The 14,931-nt window shown below is 37.3% G+C and carries 13 protein-coding genes; 8 read left to right on the top strand and 5 right to left on the bottom strand.

Translation table 11 applies throughout. The features are described 5' to 3' along the window. Positions 1 to 158 precede the first annotated feature (158 nt). The 3 genes from ACEN4L_RS04830 to ACEN4L_RS04820 all read left to right on the top strand — a co-directional run bounded on the left by ACEN4L_RS04830 (position 159) and on the right by ACEN4L_RS04820 (position 3,301). Complete coding sequence (locus tag ACEN4L_RS04830; RefSeq protein ID WP_407096209.1) at positions 159 to 1,457, top strand: PTS transporter subunit EIIC; 1,299 nt, start codon at positions 159 to 161, stop codon at positions 1,455 to 1,457. Between the two features lie 163 nt (positions 1,458 to 1,620). Beyond that, positions 1,621 to 2,964, top strand: coding sequence for a 6-phospho-alpha-glucosidase (locus ACEN4L_RS04825; protein WP_407096208.1), 1,344 nt, complete (start codon positions 1,621 to 1,623; stop codon positions 2,962 to 2,964). Positions 2,965 to 3,157: 193 nt separating this feature from the next. After that, complete coding sequence (locus tag ACEN4L_RS04820) at positions 3,158 to 3,301, top strand: hypothetical protein (RefSeq protein WP_407096207.1); 144 nt, start codon at positions 3,158 to 3,160, stop codon at positions 3,299 to 3,301. A gap of 75 nt (positions 3,302 to 3,376) precedes the next feature. On the opposite strand, the gene ACEN4L_RS04815 is transcribed toward ACEN4L_RS04820, so the two are convergent. Continuing rightward, a complete protein-coding gene (locus tag ACEN4L_RS04815; RefSeq protein WP_407096206.1) occupies positions 3,377 to 5,017 on the bottom strand; it encodes a peptide ABC transporter substrate-binding protein in 1,641 nt (546 codons plus the stop codon). A 523-nt stretch (positions 5,018 to 5,540) separates the two neighbouring features. Between ACEN4L_RS04815 and ACEN4L_RS04810 the strand changes: the two genes are divergently transcribed. Continuing rightward, positions 5,541 to 6,434, top strand: coding sequence for a hypothetical protein (locus ACEN4L_RS04810; RefSeq protein ID WP_407096205.1), 894 nt, complete (start codon positions 5,541 to 5,543; stop codon positions 6,432 to 6,434). A gap of 453 nt (positions 6,435 to 6,887) precedes the next feature. Here ACEN4L_RS04810 and ACEN4L_RS04805 read toward each other — a convergent pair whose 3' ends face one another. The 3 genes from ACEN4L_RS04805 to ACEN4L_RS04795 form a co-directional block, all read right to left on the bottom strand. Continuing rightward, positions 6,888 to 8,132 carry a DUF438 domain-containing protein gene (locus ACEN4L_RS04805; RefSeq protein ID WP_407096204.1) on the bottom strand — a complete coding sequence of 415 codons (1,245 nt, stop codon included), beginning with the start codon at positions 8,130 to 8,132 and terminating at the stop codon, positions 6,888 to 6,890. Next, complete coding sequence (locus tag ACEN4L_RS04800) at positions 8,132 to 8,362, bottom strand: DUF1858 domain-containing protein (RefSeq protein WP_407096203.1); 231 nt, start codon at positions 8,360 to 8,362, stop codon at positions 8,132 to 8,134. The genes ACEN4L_RS04805 and ACEN4L_RS04800 overlap by 1 nt, the downstream gene beginning before the upstream one ends. Positions 8,363 to 8,585: 223 nt before the next feature. Then, positions 8,586 to 10,136, bottom strand: coding sequence for an FAD-dependent oxidoreductase (locus tag ACEN4L_RS04795; protein WP_407096202.1), 1,551 nt, complete (start codon positions 10,134 to 10,136; stop codon positions 8,586 to 8,588). 261 nt (positions 10,137 to 10,397) lie between these two features. Between ACEN4L_RS04795 and pepF the strand changes: the two genes are divergently transcribed. Both pepF and ACEN4L_RS04785 read left to right on the top strand, forming a co-directional pair. After that, positions 10,398 to 12,206, top strand: coding sequence for an oligoendopeptidase F (pepF, locus tag ACEN4L_RS04790; RefSeq protein ID WP_407096201.1), 1,809 nt, complete (start codon positions 10,398 to 10,400; stop codon positions 12,204 to 12,206). Positions 12,207 to 12,236: 30 nt separating this feature from the next. After that, positions 12,237 to 12,530, top strand: a complete 294-nt coding sequence (locus tag ACEN4L_RS04785; RefSeq protein WP_407096200.1) for a hypothetical protein — start codon at positions 12,237 to 12,239, stop codon at positions 12,528 to 12,530. Between the two features lie 114 nt (positions 12,531 to 12,644). Here ACEN4L_RS04785 and aroQ read toward each other — a convergent pair whose 3' ends face one another. After that, on the bottom strand, positions 12,645 to 13,085 hold the full coding sequence (gene aroQ / locus ACEN4L_RS04780) for a type II 3-dehydroquinate dehydratase (RefSeq protein ID WP_407096199.1): 441 nt from the start codon (positions 13,083 to 13,085) through the stop codon (positions 12,645 to 12,647). Positions 13,086 to 13,294: 209 nt separating this feature from the next. Between aroQ and ACEN4L_RS04775 the strand changes: the two genes are divergently transcribed. Together ACEN4L_RS04775 and ACEN4L_RS04770 are read left to right on the top strand one after the other, a co-directional pair. Continuing rightward, positions 13,295 to 13,627 (top strand): PadR family transcriptional regulator, encoded by a 333-nt coding sequence (locus tag ACEN4L_RS04775; RefSeq protein WP_407096198.1) that lies wholly within the window; start codon positions 13,295 to 13,297, stop codon positions 13,625 to 13,627. Continuing rightward, positions 13,627 to 14,604: a permease prefix domain 1-containing protein gene (locus tag ACEN4L_RS04770; RefSeq protein ID WP_407096197.1), complete on the top strand. Its 978-nt coding sequence runs from the start codon at positions 13,627 to 13,629 to the stop codon at positions 14,602 to 14,604. Before ACEN4L_RS04775 ends, ACEN4L_RS04770 begins: the two co-directional genes overlap by 1 nt. Positions 14,605 to 14,931: the final 327 nt, after the last annotated feature.

Below are 14,931 nucleotides of genomic sequence, written 5' to 3'. Positions count from 1 at the left end.
TCTGTTTTGTATTTTCGTCAAATCTACATTAACAGAAAGGTGTTCTTTTTTCACGCACCAAATGGGTGAAAAAAGAAACTCTTTACAAATGTTGAAGAAATACGGTTTTAGAGCGCAAACTCATAAAGCTATGAATTATCTAGGCTTTTGTAAGTGGAATGATCGAATTCTTCGGTTCTACATTTAATGTAGATTTTTCTCAGGAAGTAGGAGGAGAAAGCGGATTAACCATGATTGCTGGTATCAAAACTTTAGATACTAATATAGTTGGTGCTATTGTTATAGCAGGTATAGCAGTCTGGATACACGATCGCTATTTTGAGACAAAACTACCTGATTGGCTAGGTATTTTTCAGGGTTCTGCTTTAGTGATTATTATTGGCTTTTTCTTGATGATTCCTATAGCTATATTAGTGAGTTGGATTTGGCCAATGATACAAGGAGGAATCAGCTCCTTACAAACTTTCTTATCGTCTTCAGGAACCTTTGGAGTTTGGTTATATGTCTTCCTAGAGAGATTGCTAATCCCCACTGGGTTGCATCATTTCATATATCAACCATTTGCTTATGGACCAGCAATTGTCGAAGGTGGAACAACAGCCTACTGGTTAGAAAATTTAAGTACTTTTGCTTCTTCCACTGCTTCAATGAAAGAGCTGTTTCCAGAAGCAGGGTTTACATTCCACAATTATTCGAAAATTTTTGCTCCTCTTGGCATCGCTGCTGCTTTTTATGCAACAGCTAACTCTGATAAAAAGAAAAAAACTTTAGCTTTAGTCATACCTGTAACTCTTACTGCTGTTTTAGCGGGAATAACAGAACCTATTGAATTTACATTTTTATTTATCGCACCGCCGCTTTTCTTGTTACATTCTGTATTAGCTGCAACATTATCTTCTACAGCTTATATGCTAGGTCTCTCAAGTGATATGGGTGGTGGTTTAATACGTTCCATAGCACAATTCATTATCCCTATGTCGGCTAATCATATGGATCAAATCTTAATTTGGCTAGGGGTAGGACTTACATTCAGCACAATTTATTTCTTCTCTTTCAGATACTTTATCCTGAAATTTGATTATAAAACTCCAGGTAGAGAACTAGATGATGAAGTAAAAATGTACTCTAAAAAAGAATTTAAAGATAAAATGGCGAATGGAAAAGCAGGAAAGACAGCATCCGTACCATCAGTTGAAGGAGCTAATCAATATACGCCTCAAGCAATGCAATATCTAGAAGCTCTTGGTGGCAGAGATAATATTGAAAGTGTAACTAATTGTGCTACTCGTTTAAGAGTAAAAGTAAAAGATACTAGTTTACTTGCTTCAGATTCTGATTTTAAAGAAGTAGGAGCGCATGGACTAGTCAAAAAGGGAAATTCTATACAAGTCATTGTAGGACTAGATGTACCTCAAGTGAGAGACCAAGTAGATAATTTACTTTTGAACCAGGAATAACACAGTAATAAGTCATGAAAAAATGTACAGGGAATATTCCCTAAATTTGGGAGCATTTTCGAAAAAGGGTGTTTGTTCCCTAAATCAGCTAGTTATATTGTAAGGGTTATCAGGAGATGTTATAAATAAAGCAATCAGTTAATAAGAAAGGAAAGATATACAAATGGCTAAAAATTTAAAACCTCAATCTATTGTTATTGCAGGAGGGGGAAGCACTTATACTCCTGAAATCATTTTAATGTTATTAGATAATACAGATACATTACCAATCCGAAAATTAAAAATATACGATAACAATGCTGAAAGACAAAAAATAGTAGCAGATGCAGTAGAAATTATTTTAAAAGAAAAAGCTCCTGATATTGAATATGTGGCAACAACGGATCCAAAAGAGGCTTTTACCGATGTTGATTTTGTTATGGCACATATTCGAGTAGGTCTTTATGAAATGAGAGAACAAGATGAAAAAATCCCTTTGAAATACGGTGTCATTGGACAAGAAACTTGTGGACCAGGTGGGATCGCTTATGGGATGCGCTCAATTGGAGGGGTACTTGAGTTAGTAGACTATATGGAAAAATATTCACCAGATGCTTGGATGTTAAACTACTCTAACCCAGCAGCAATTGTGGCAGAAGCAACAAGAAGATTAAGACCAAATGCTAAAATTTTGAACATTTGCGACATGCCAATTGGTTTAGAAAGCAGAATGGCAAAAATTTTAGGATTAAATTCTAGAAAAGATATGAGTGTTCGTTATTATGGGTTGAATCATTTTGGCTGGTGGACAGATATTCGTGATAAAGATGGCCATGATTTGATGCCTAAATTAAAAGAATACATTTCTCAAAATGGTTATAGTTTAGAAGCTTTAGGAAGTGATCCTAAAGAAAATGACCCAAGCTGGATGTATACTTTCAGAAAAGCAAAAGATGTTTACGAATTAGATCCAAACACGTTACCAAACACTTATCTTAAATATTACTTTTTCCCAGATGAAGCTGCGGAACATTCTGATTTAAATTACACAAGAGCCAATGAGGTAATTGACGGAAGAGAAAAACGTGTCTTCGGAGAATGTATGCGTATTACAGATATGAAGACAGCTAAAGATACTAATTTTCATATTGGGGATCATGCTTCTTATATTGTTGACTTAACTAGAGCTATTGCATATAACACACATGAAAGAATGTTGTTGATTGTTCCTAATAATGGTTCAATTGTAAACTTTGACCCCTCAGCTATGGTAGAAATTCCTTGTATAGTAGGATCGAATGGCCCTGAACCACTAACACAAGGAGAAATTCCTAGATTTCAAAAAGGTTTAATGGAACAGCAAGTTGCTGTTGAAAAATTAGTTGTTGAAGCTTGGATTGAAAAATCTTATCAAAAACTATGGCAAGCATTTGCTACTTCTAAAATTGTTCCAAATGCAGCTGTGGCAAAAGAAATATTAGATGATATGATAGAAGCAAACAAAGAATACTGGCCAGAATTAGAATAAGTAAATGATTATGAAGTCGGCGAGAAAAGAAAAACTATTCTTTTCTCGTCGTTTTTTGTTGAAGAATGGAAATAAGATTGACTGATTTAGACAAAATGGGGGTACAAGTTCGATTTAAACTTGCTAAATAAGAATTACCAACTTATAGATACGACACGATGGAACCAACGGCGCTCGAAAGGGCGCTAGTATGATGATTGGCTTTCAGGTACTGCATAAGCCAAACACACATGAAAGTGCTGTGTATAAAGAAATTTTTCCATTGTACCGCAAATTAAGCCGTCAATTTTCACAAAATTTTGAGGAATTGGGCTCGTTGCAGGGGAAAATCAATTAGGAAGAAAATGTTGTAAACTAAAACAACAGCGTTGATCGTGTTTGAAACTCGATCAACGCTGTTGTTTTTTATAAGTTATTCTTTTGAACCGTCAATGTAAGCATACTTGAAGCTGCGGCTTCCAAAAGTTGGTCGGAAGATGTCTTTGACATATGGCTTTTCCAAATACGCTTCTGCAGTTTGGTAGATTGGAGCATCTACATAATGTTCGCCTAAAGCAACTTGTTCGATCTCGATCATTGTGTTCCATCGAGCCAGTTTATCATCGAATTGTTGCGTGCTTTTTTCAACCAGTTCATCAATTTCAGGGAACGAGTAGTTTCCGCGGTTGATATCTGTATCAAAGCGTTCAATAAAGTTGATAGGATCAGCGAAATCTGCCAACCAATAAGTCGTAGCTAATTCATAATTTCCAGATTTGACACTATCCAGACGCGAGTTGTCCGGCATTTGACGAATGTCGATGGTCAAACCTTCTAAGTTGGTTTGCAATTCACTTTGAAGGAATTCTGCTAATCGTTTGCTGTCTTCAGTATCCGAAGTAATCAACTCAAACGTCATTGTTTGAATGCCTAGTTCGTCTAAGCCGGCTTGCCAAGCTGCTTGAGCTTCTTCAACATTGTATTCTACAGGGTTTCCGGCATCAGTACGAAAATCAGCACCGGTTTCAGGGTTTTTGGCTAGTCCATAAGGCACGTGACCATAAATCGGTTGAGAGCCGTCTTGCAGAACATTGTTCGTGAATGCTTCGCGATTGATTGCTAGAGATATAGCTTTGCGGATATTCTCGTTTTGCAATTCTGGCACATCATGATTCATTTCAATATAATAGATCCATGCTTTGCTGTTCGTTTTAAAATTGGCATCATCCTTGTATTGAGGAACAAAATTACCGGAAATATCGATACTGTCCAGTTCTCCGGATTCAAATAAGTTGATGCCCGTTCCCACTTCTTTTACCACTTGGTTAGTGATTTCATCTAGTTTAACGGAGTCTTTATCCCAATATTCGTCATTTTTCACATATTTCCAAGAATCGCCTTCTGCAGCGCTCCAGTCTGAAAGGACGAAAGGACCATTATAGATCGTCTCATCAGCGCTCAACCCATAATTGTCTCCTTGCTCCGTCACAAACTCCCGATTTTGTGGGAAGTAACTAGGAATAGTCAATAAATCAAGGAAGTAAGGAACCGGTTGTTCTAACGTTACTTCTAATGTTTTTTCATCGATGGCTGTAACGCCTAATTCACTAACATCAGTTCCATCATTCAAAATGGATTCGGCATTCTTGATGATACCGGAGAATAGGTAGGCATATCCTGAGCCATTATTGGGATCGACCATCCGTTGCCAAGCAAACACGTAATCGTCTGCAGTGACAGGTGTTCCGCTCGACCAATTTGCATCCTCTCGTATATTGAATGTGTAGGTCAGTCCATCTTCAGATACTTCAGGAAGCTCTGCTGCATTTGCAGGAACGATCTTGCCTTCAAGATCATACGCAGTCAATCCCTCAAAAACATTGTTCATCGGAGTGAAGTTTGTTGTGGAAAGAGTGGTATCCATGGTGTCCATTTCCGATTCAGCAGCTAAATTCAAGACTTGTTCGGCATCTTGAGAAGCTGGTTGATCTTGATTGGAACCGTTGCTGCAAGCACTTAAAACAGCTAATGTGGCAAGCGATAATAAGGTTGTTAATGTGAAAGTTTTTTTCATATACTTATGGTCTCCTTCTGTAGTGTTTTCTAAGAAACGGACTTTACTCAATAGAAAATAATTATCGTTCTTCTCTTGTAAAAAAGGAAAGTTAAACGACAGAAAAGCTACATGCAAGAGAATAAGAAAACGGCTCCTATGAAAACGTCCTTGTAAGAAATAATTATAGCATAAAAAGTAAGTAAGCAGAAGGGTCTGATTCGGATAAACCAAGTCTCATGTAAGTACCATTGTCATCTCTGACATCTGTACGAAGAGCTTTTTTCTTTTTAATCAAGTTGAGTAGACAGTTTTCTTATAATTTTGAGGAATTGAGTTTGTTGAAAGAACGGATAAAAAGAGAAGAAAACATGATGAAATAGCTTCTTTAGAGTTAAATATAGGTTTGAATGAAATGTGTCAATGGTAAGCGTAATTAGAAAGTTCTACTAAAAAAATGATTTAAATTTAGAACAAAAACTATTTTTAAAGGTATAATTATATACGTTATGAAAACGTTTGTTATCAGGAGGAGTGGAGAATTATGGTAGATAAAGTAAAAAAAATAGCTCATCGAATTTTTAGTTATTTAGGAGAAATAACTAAAAAAGCATCAAAGAATATGCTAGACGAAAAGAAGGCACAATTAAAAAAGAGAATGAAAATAAGTGCAGCAGTTCTAATTGTATTTTTTATTCTCTCTTTTATCGTGACAATTGATTCTGCTAATGCACGTCAAGATGAGTTGAGTGTGCAGATTTCAGATTTACAAAAGAAAATTAATAGTAAGAATGCTTCTTACAATGTATTAGAGTCAGAAAATAACGAATTAGAAGCAAATAATAAAAAATTAAGTCTATTAAAAACGGAGTATGAAGCATATAAAGAAAAAATGACTCCCTATGAAGAACTAGAAAAATCGGAAGCAGACGCAAAAAAAGCAGAAGCAGATGCAAAAAATGCTGAGTTAAAAAAGAAAGAAGCAGAAGAAAAAGCTAAAAAAGAAGCGGAAGAAAAAGCTGCAGCAGAAGAAAAGAAAGCAAAAGCAGAAGCAGAAGCAGCGAAGAAAAAACAAGAAGAAGAAGATGAACTAGCAAGAATAGAGGCTGAAGAAGCTAAAGGATATGAAACAGGAATAACTTTTGATCAATTAGCTCGGACACCAGATGATTATTTTTATACAAAAGTGAAGTTCTCAGGTAAAGTTGTGCAAGTAATGGAAGGAGAGGGCACGACTCAAATTAGATTTGCTGTGGATGATGATTACGATAAAATTATTTATGCTGAAATTTCGTCTGATTTAACTAATAATAATCGTTTATTAGAAGATGATTATGTAACACTTTCTGGTATTTCAATGGGGCTTTTAACATATGAATCTACCATGGGAGGAGAAATAACGATTCCTTCTATTGTGGTTGATAAGATTGATAGATAAAGAGGTTCGAAAAGTACACCTCTGTTACTGAAAATGATCAGTAGCAGGGGTGTACTTTTTTTATTGGTTTACTTTTGTTAAATCCATCCGTTTACGGATCAAGTGAGCATTAAATTGACTGTCACTTGAAGAATAAAACAGGTTTACTAGTTGAGTGAGGGCAGAATGACTCGTCACTTGAGGAATAAAATGAGTTTATTAGTCAAGTGAGTGGTAAAACAGGTTTCACTTGACTAATAAAGAGTCTTTAATGTGTCATTTTGCAGTGAGAAGGAAACTAGTTGCTTTTGTTCCAACTTATTTTAGGCTAAATACCTTGCTGGTTACTTTTTTAGACGCATCGTACTAAGAAGTGCACGCCCCTAAAAGCAAAACGACTAGAGTTAGATGAGGAGCATCTAGCTCTAGTCGTTCAAGTTTTTTCGGTAAGCTGTATGCCGTGTTCCCAGCTCTTTAATCTTCAATAGTTCTTCGTTCTGTTCCGTCTAAGTCAATAATCGATTGAATAGGCTGGACGTATTCTAAAGTCCCCATGTAAGTACCGTCTTCATCTCTGACAGCTGTGTAGGTGACCATAACGAATTCGCCTCGAGCATGGAACCAGAGTGTCTCTGAATCCTTTGTACCAGTTTTGAAGTCAGCTATTAATTGTTTTACGATAGGTTGGCTTTTAGGAGGATGACAATTTTCTACTTGTCGCCCGATAGCGTTTTTAGTACGCGGAAAAAGCTTTCTGCCGGTACCGACATTAAAGTATTTCACCGTATCATTAGCATCTACAAAAGATAATTCAAGCGGAAGCAAGTTCAGCATTTTTTCCAATTCATTCGGTGTCAAATGTCCAACTTTAAAGTGAATATTGGTGTCTTTTTCACTTGTTTCGACTTCTGAATCTTCTATATCTTCAAATGTAGTCCGCTCAGGAACCCATTTAGATTCTGGACGAACAATGCAATAGCCGATTTCATCTGATTCGTCATTGATTTTGATCCAATCATCTTCATTAAAGACATCTGTAATCATAGGAATCAAAATTTCTTCTTCTTTGACAATCATTTCTTCCAACTCGTATTTTAAGGACGCGAATTCTTCTTGCAAATGATCTAGTTGATCTTGTTCAAGTGACTGTTTCACTTGTTTAAATAGAGCGCGAATTTCGTCGTCTACTCCCCACATGACTTTAGGAGGAGCTGTGATACCGTAACGCTCCATAATCGGAAACAGAGAGTTTTCCTTACGCGCATAATGATTGTCAAACTGCCAAAGAATAGACAGTTGCTTCAATAACCCGTCTTTAATCTCTGCTTCTGGTTGCAGAAGATACGCTTCCAGTAAACGACGAATGCGATCCAAACTGCTTTCGATCGCTAAATTTTCTTGTTTTAGGACATGGATGGGATGCCCAGGTTTCTTAAATTCATCTGATTGATTTTCTGGATTGTTGATGGTTCCGATAAACATAGAAGCATGGATATTGCATAATTTTTGAATATCTTCTACGACAACACCTTCCCCAAGCAATCTGCGTTCCATAACCGAGATTTCAAAGGCACTGATACCAGAAAAATGTTCTTCAAAATCTTTCTTTACCAAATCTTTGTCTTCGCCAGCATGCAATCTTAAAAGCAAATCTTTCAAAATAGATTGCCTCTGTTCTAATTCAAGGGCTCTTTTTCCTTTATGGGGATTTTCTGTCATTAGGCAATCTCCTCAACACTAAAACCATGTTCTTCCAATTGAGCAATCAAGTCAGCATGATTTAAACCGATTTGTTCCGCACCTTTATTTAAAGGCATCATTCGACCAACTGTATTCAATAAGCCGTCATTTTGTAGAGGAGTAAATCCTAGTTGGACCAAAATACCTTTTAACTCAGGGTATTGTTGAATTAATTGATAGACCGTTTCATTGAGATTGATTTTTTTCATTGTTTTCAACCTTTCAAATTAGAATGATATACTCATTCGTTACGTTATTCACAATAAGTGGTTGATTTCATTTTAAAATAAATGCTTATCATTTTCAATAAGGATAGCCGTCAGGTTTGTTAGAATATGAATTTTTTTCACAAAATAGTCATCATATAAGGGGAATTACCCATAAAGGACTGTCTCGAATCAAGACAGTCCAAAAATCATTCACTGATATGGTTTACATTTGCGAATCGGGGTGTTCTAACGGTTTTACAGCTGGCCCATCTAAGACAGCTCCGTTATAAGAAAAGCGCGAACCATGACAAGCGCAATCCCATGAACGTTCTGCATCATTCCAATCAAGGTTGCAGCCTAAGTGAGTGCAGACTGGAACGGTTTGATGCAGCTGACCTTGTTTATCTCGATAGGCGCCCACTTTCTTTCCATGTACATGAACTAGGCCGCCTTCATCTAGTAAAAGGTCTTCTAAATTTTTATCCGGACGTTTTAATTTGCCGGTAACAAAATCTTTTGCGACAGCTGAATTCTTTTTCAAGAAGGTTTGAGTATCGCTAAGTTTCAATTTTTTACGAGTAGGGTCAAAAAGAGAAGCATAACTGTTTTCTGTACCTAAAATAGAGTCTGCTAACAGTTTTCCGGCCATAGCTCCTGCAGACATGCCCCATTTATTGAATCCTGTAGCTACTAATACAGCCTCGGTTTGCTTCGTCATCTGTCCAATATAAGGGAGTTTATCTAGTGTTTGCAGATCTTGACTAGACCAAAGATGAAGAGGGCTTTGCGCAGCAAAATACTTTTTGCCAAAAGCGTCCAAATCTTGGTAATGAAAAATCGTTTTGCTGGAGCTTTTACCGGTTTGATGTCCTTCACCGCCAATCAATAAAAGAGGGATACCGTCAGCGCCTTGAACAGAACGGATCGAACGCGTCGGCTGTTCTGCGTTGATGTACATGCCTTCAGGAATTTTACTAGCAGTGCGCATCACCATCGCGTAAGAACGATGGATGGAGAGGCGCGTAAAATATAAGCCGTCTGCATCATTGATTGGGTAATGAGTGGCCAGAATAACTTTTTGACAGAGTATAAGAGAGTTGTTTTCGGTTAAAATCATAGGTGTCTTTTCTTTAATGACTTCTACAGCACGCGTGTGTTCATAAATTTGTCCGCCTAAGCGCACAATTTCTTGGACCAACACCGTTAAAAAACGAACCGGATCAAATTGAGCTTGGTCGTACATCACTAATGCTTCTTTGATAGGGAAAGGCAAGTCTGCTTTATCTTTGGTTAATGCTCCTTTAATCCCTAAAGTCTGGTAAGCTTCAGCTTCCTTTTCCAGTTTTTTTTGACCCTTATCCGTTTCTGCGTATACAAAAGCATCTTTTGTTTCATAAGCACAATCAATCTGCAGCTCTTCGATGAGTTGTTGGATAAAATGCAAACCATCAATATTTGCTTCATAATAAAGTTTAGCTTTTTCTTTGCCAAAGGTCTGAATCAAGTCATCATAAATCAAGCTATGCTGAGCGGTAATTTTTGCAGTTGTATGTCCAGTTACCCCGCTGATTAAACGATCAGCTTCAATGAGGACAACTTTCTTGCCAGACTTTGCTAACAGATATGCGCTGATAATGCCGACTATCCCAGCACCGACAATACCGATTTCAGTAGTATGATTTTCTTCTAAGGCTGGAAATTGAGGAGTAGCTTGCTGAGCTGTCCAAAAAGATTTAGGAAAAGGTAGGGAATCTTTGGTTCCTTGAGAATTCATTGAATCATCCTCCTTAATAAATAGGCATGAGTAAGAACAGAGAATGGGATATAGTAATCGGATGAAATTAAACGATGGTGTTCAAGCTGAGTGTAGCACTAGTGGGATAAAAATGTAAAAAGATATCATTTGTTATGCAAAGAAAAAACGAGTACAAATTTCACCAGAAAGGGTTTTACTTCTAAAAGTAAGTGGTATACTGTAAGCAGTAAATGAAAAACTTCTCATCTTAATGAGAAGGCAGAAAAAGGAGTAGACGGAATGGCACAAGAAGAACTGAAAAATCGTGCAGATGTGCAAGAAGAATTGACTTGGGACATCAGTGCATTATATGAAACAAAAGAAGATTTTGAAACAGCAATTGAAAAATTAAAAGCAGCAGTAGATAAATTTGTCCAAGATTATGAAGGCAAACTGACGGATACTGACACTATAGTGAAGGCTTTAAAAGAGTATGAACAGATTCAAGAAACAGCTGCATATACTAATCACTATGCATTTTTGCCGGCAACTACTGATTTAACGAATCCAGAGTATGTGCAGTTGTCTCGGTCGACAGACAACTTATTTGCAGAAATCGGAGCTAAATTAGCCTTTTTTGATTCTGAATTAAAACTGGCACCAACGAATGTGTTAGATGAAGTTGTTGCAGAAATACCTCGATTGGCTTCATTTATTCGCCATATTAAAGCAGACAAAAACATTCAATTGGATCCCGCTGTAGAAAAAGCGTTGGCTCAATTGTCGCCAACGTTAAATGCACCAAGTGAAATTTACGAACAAGCGCGATTGGCCGATATGGACTTTGGTTCTTTCACTGTAGAAGGGAAAGAGTATCCATTAAGTTTTGTGTTATACGAAGATTACTATATGTACCATGATGACACAGCTATTCGCCGTGCTGCATTTGATAAATTCTCGCAAGTATTGAGCCAATACCAAAATACTATCGCGACAACGTATTACACAGAAGTTCAAAAAGAAAAAACAATGGCTTCGATGCGCGGTTTTGATTCTGTGATTGACTATTTATTGTATGATCAAGAAGTCGACCGCGATTTATACAATCGCCAAATCGATACTATCATGAACGACTTAGCGCCTGTCATGCAAAAATACATCACTCATGTCAAAGAAGTACGCGGCTTAGATAAAATGACTTATGCCGATTTGAAAATTGATTTAGACCCCGAGTATTCTGTGGAAGTAACTGTTGAAAAGTCTAAAGAATTGATCGAAGATTCCATCAGTGTTCTAGGGGAAGACTATGTTAATCGTATCATGAAAGCTTATCCAGAACGCTGGGTAGATTTTGTGCAAAATAAAGGGAAGTCTACGGGTGGATTCTGTTCTTCACCTTACAAAAAGCACCCTTTCATTTTGATGTCTTGGACCAACCAATTATCAGATGCTTACACGTTGATTCACGAATTGGGACATGCTGGACAAGGGATGTTGTCTGCTGAAAACAATTCGATTTTAGGAGCAGATCCTTCATTGTATTTGATTGAAGCGCCATCTACTTTTAATGAATTGTTGCTGACAGAATCCTTGCAACGCAAGAGCGATGATGATCGTATGGATCGTTTTGTATTGACTAAAATGCTGACGAACACCTATTTCCACAACTTTATCACTCATTTGCTGGAAGCTGCTTACCAACGCGAAGTATACGAATTGATCGATGCAGGAAAGAGCTTTGATGCAGCCAAATTGAGTGATATCAAGCGTTCTGTATTGGAACGATTCTGGGGAGATGCAGTAGAAATCAATCCAGGAGCAGAATTGACTTGGATGCGTCAAGTCCACTATTACATGGGCTTGTATTCATACACTTACTCAGCAGGATTGACAATTGCTACTCAAGCCTTCTTGCGTGTCAAAGAAGAGGGAGAGAGTGCTGTCCAAGATTGGTTGAAATTCTTAGCATTAGGAGATCAATACACATCTGCTGAAGCTGCAGCTGTTGCCGGAGTAGATATCACTACTTCAAAACCCTTAGATGACACTATTCAATACTTGAATGAATCAGTAGATCGAATTATTGATTTGAGTTCACATTTGAATTAAAAGGATAGTTACAGGGAGTTAGAATGCTGGATGATTAAAATAAGAACAAGATGGACTCAAGAAATTTTTTTAGGGATCCAAGCGGTAACGTTTATCTTTTTAGTGATGCAAACACAGTTGGGGGATTATGGGAACATAGCCATTAGTTTAACGTTGCTTACCAGTTGTTTAGGGTTATTTATGGTTGCCTTTTCCGTTTTTAGTATTCCCGCTGAAAAGAAGAGCAAAATGATCTTACTCAGTATTTTTTGCCTCTCCTTGCTGTCGATTGGCTGGATCGTCATCTCAGCGTTTATCCAATTCATTGTAGAAAGTATGCCGTAAACAAAAAAGGAGGATTGTCTCATTTTCGAGACAGTCCTCCTTTTTTGACGAATAGTTTTGATAAAGCAACGAACTTTATCAGTAGCCTGTCTCAGGTACTCAAAAATAAGGGGTCTATTTTTGAGCAGCTGCAACAGCTGCTCGGATACCCAAAAGATAACTTTCTGCTCCAAAGCCCGAAATCTGTCCTGTTACGATATCGGAAAAGACGGATTTTTTACGGAATTCTTCGCGAGAATGAATATTGGACATATGTATTTCTACGATAGGGACAGTCAATACATCTAATGCATCACGGATAGCGTAGCTGTAATGTGTCCAAGCACCAGCGTTCAGGACCACTCCGTCAGCTCCGGTCAAAAAGGCTTCGTGTATTTTTTCCACCATTTCGCCTTCATGGTTTGTTTGGAAAGTTTCGACTTCAATACTTAACTCGTTCGCTAATTCTTGAATATTTTCATTGATTTCATCAAGGGTAGTCATGCCATACTGTTTTGGATCACGTTTCCCGAATAAATTATGGTTTACACCATGCAACATAAATAATTTTGTCATAATAGCCGCTCCTTTTAGTTAGAAGGAAAAGTTCCATGTATTAAGGACAGTTCCTATCAGATGAATCAATTGTATCGTACTTAAAGTTTCAACTCCACCAGATTCTATAGTGAAAGTTTTTTTATTTGCTGACCCTTTTTACTATACCTGTCGTAGTAATCATGATATACTTTAATTACTACGACAGATGAAGTAAATGAGGTGAGGTTTTGGTTACAAGTGATGTCATGCGGGGATTTAATAGTTTGATTATTTTGTCTATTTTGATGAAGGAGGATAATTATGGTTATCAAATCTCAAATTTGATAAAAGAGAAGACCGATGGTGAATATATGATGAAAGAAACGACGTTGTATTCTGCGTTTAATCGTCTGGAAAAGCAAGCGTTGATTCAGTCTTATTCTAAATCCGAAACAAAAGGAAAGCCGCGCACGTATTACAAAATCACCCCTCTTGGTATCGAAGAATATTTTGAAAAACTGGTGGAATGGGAAGCAGTTCAGACCATCATTCAAAGGTTTATTAAGGAGGAGAAAAAGTAATGGATACGATACAAAATTATGTAGAGTCGGTTTTTGTCAATTTGCCAAGGACTCCTGAAATGATGAGACTAAAAGAAGAAATGCTCAGCAATATGGAAGATAAATATTTTGAATTGAAAGAGTCGGGTCGGAGTGAAAATGAGGCTATTGGAACAGTTCTGGCTGACTTTGGGAATATTGATGAGATCATAGAGGAGTACGAATTGGAACAGGAAGATGAAAATAATGATGTGATTTACTTTTCGGAAGAAGAAGCAGACGCATTCTTAAATCATCGTACCAAATTTGCGATGGGAATTGCTTTAGGCGTTTTCCTATGTATCTTAGCTCCGGCTATATTGCTGCTTTTACAAGGGATATATCATTTGGTTCCCTTCCTTCAGTTTATATCTGAAGATACCATGAGCGTTCTATCTTTGATTCCTTTTTTCTTGATGATCGCCGTTGCAGTGGGGATGTTTATTGTGTTAGGAATGAAAGAAGACCAATATAAACTGGAATACCGTTCGATCACATTGGAACGATCCATTCGGAACTATTTGCAAAGAGAGAAGACGGAGTTTCAGCCTAGATTTGCCAAAGCAATTGCTTCAGGAGTCGTCTTATGTATTTTAGCTCCGGTATCCTTATTGATTGCTACTCTTTTTTTAGGAGATGAAAATGGGTTAGCGGTTGTTTTCTTGCTGAGTTTTGTAGCTGCTGGAGTGTTTCTGTTTGTTTTCTACGGCATTCAGTATGCTACCTATGAAAGGCTGCTTGCAGAAGGAGACTACACTCCTGAAAAATTAAAAGTAGAAAAAACTTCTGAAAATATTGCGGGGATCGTATTTCCCATAGCAGGTGGAATCTATGTCATATCCGGTTTTCTATTTGATGCTTGGGGAACAGCATGGATCATTTTTCCCATTGCAGGTATCTGTTTTGCAATTTTTTCAGCGGTATACCATAGTTATTTGACGATGAAACAGAAAAGGTAGACTGTTCAGCAGCTGGTTCTCCACTATTTGATGGTGGTAATAGTCACAAAAAGAGTGCAGTGTGTTCTTTGCTGCATATACCATGCTGACAAGCTTTGAGCCATAGTTTTTGGCTCAAGGGTAATGGCTCCCAAAAGTTAGAGTAAGATCTAAGTTTTTTGGGGCCTTTTTTTATGGCAAAGTAAAGTTTAATGAAGTATTTAAGCTGCATGATGAACGAAGAAACAGTATTTCTCATCCATTTTAGGTGTAGAACATCAAGGAAGTAAGTTGCATGATGAATAAAGGTGTTTGAACATCAAGGAAGTAATCTTCATGATGAAGAAT

The organism is Desemzia sp. FAM 23988, assembly GCF_045528365.1.
Taxonomy (GTDB): Bacteria; Bacillota; Bacilli; order Lactobacillales; family Carnobacteriaceae; genus Desemzia.
The sequence above is the reverse complement of the archived record's forward strand: the minus strand, read 5'-3'. Positions and strand labels throughout refer to the sequence as shown.

Excerpts from the sequence above, each read along its gene's own strand:
- ACEN4L_RS04830 (WP_407096209.1), top strand. The coding sequence starts at position 159 with ATGATCGAATTCTTCGGTTCTACATTTAATGTAGATTTTTCTCAGGAA.
- ACEN4L_RS04825 (WP_407096208.1), top strand. The coding sequence starts at position 1,621 with ATGGCTAAAAATTTAAAACCTCAATCTATTGTTATTGCAGGAGGGGGA.
- ACEN4L_RS04820 (WP_407096207.1), top strand. The coding sequence starts at position 3,158 with ATGATTGGCTTTCAGGTACTGCATAAGCCAAACACACATGAAAGTGCT.
- ACEN4L_RS04815 (WP_407096206.1), bottom strand. The coding sequence starts at position 5,017 with ATGAAAAAAACTTTCACATTAACAACCTTATTATCGCTTGCCACATTA.
- ACEN4L_RS04810 (WP_407096205.1), top strand. The coding sequence starts at position 5,541 with ATGGTAGATAAAGTAAAAAAAATAGCTCATCGAATTTTTAGTTATTTA.
- ACEN4L_RS04805 (WP_407096204.1), bottom strand. The coding sequence starts at position 8,132 with ATGACAGAAAATCCCCATAAAGGAAAAAGAGCCCTTGAATTAGAACAG.
- ACEN4L_RS04800 (WP_407096203.1), bottom strand. The coding sequence starts at position 8,362 with ATGAAAAAAATCAATCTCAATGAAACGGTCTATCAATTAATTCAACAA.
- ACEN4L_RS04795 (WP_407096202.1), bottom strand. The coding sequence starts at position 10,136 with ATGAATTCTCAAGGAACCAAAGATTCCCTACCTTTTCCTAAATCTTTT.
- pepF (WP_407096201.1), top strand. The coding sequence starts at position 10,398 with ATGGCACAAGAAGAACTGAAAAATCGTGCAGATGTGCAAGAAGAATTG.
- ACEN4L_RS04785 (WP_407096200.1), top strand. The coding sequence starts at position 12,237 with ATGATTAAAATAAGAACAAGATGGACTCAAGAAATTTTTTTAGGGATC.
- aroQ (WP_407096199.1), bottom strand. The coding sequence starts at position 13,085 with ATGACAAAATTATTTATGTTGCATGGTGTAAACCATAATTTATTCGGG.
- ACEN4L_RS04770 (WP_407096197.1), top strand. The coding sequence starts at position 13,627 with ATGGATACGATACAAAATTATGTAGAGTCGGTTTTTGTCAATTTGCCA.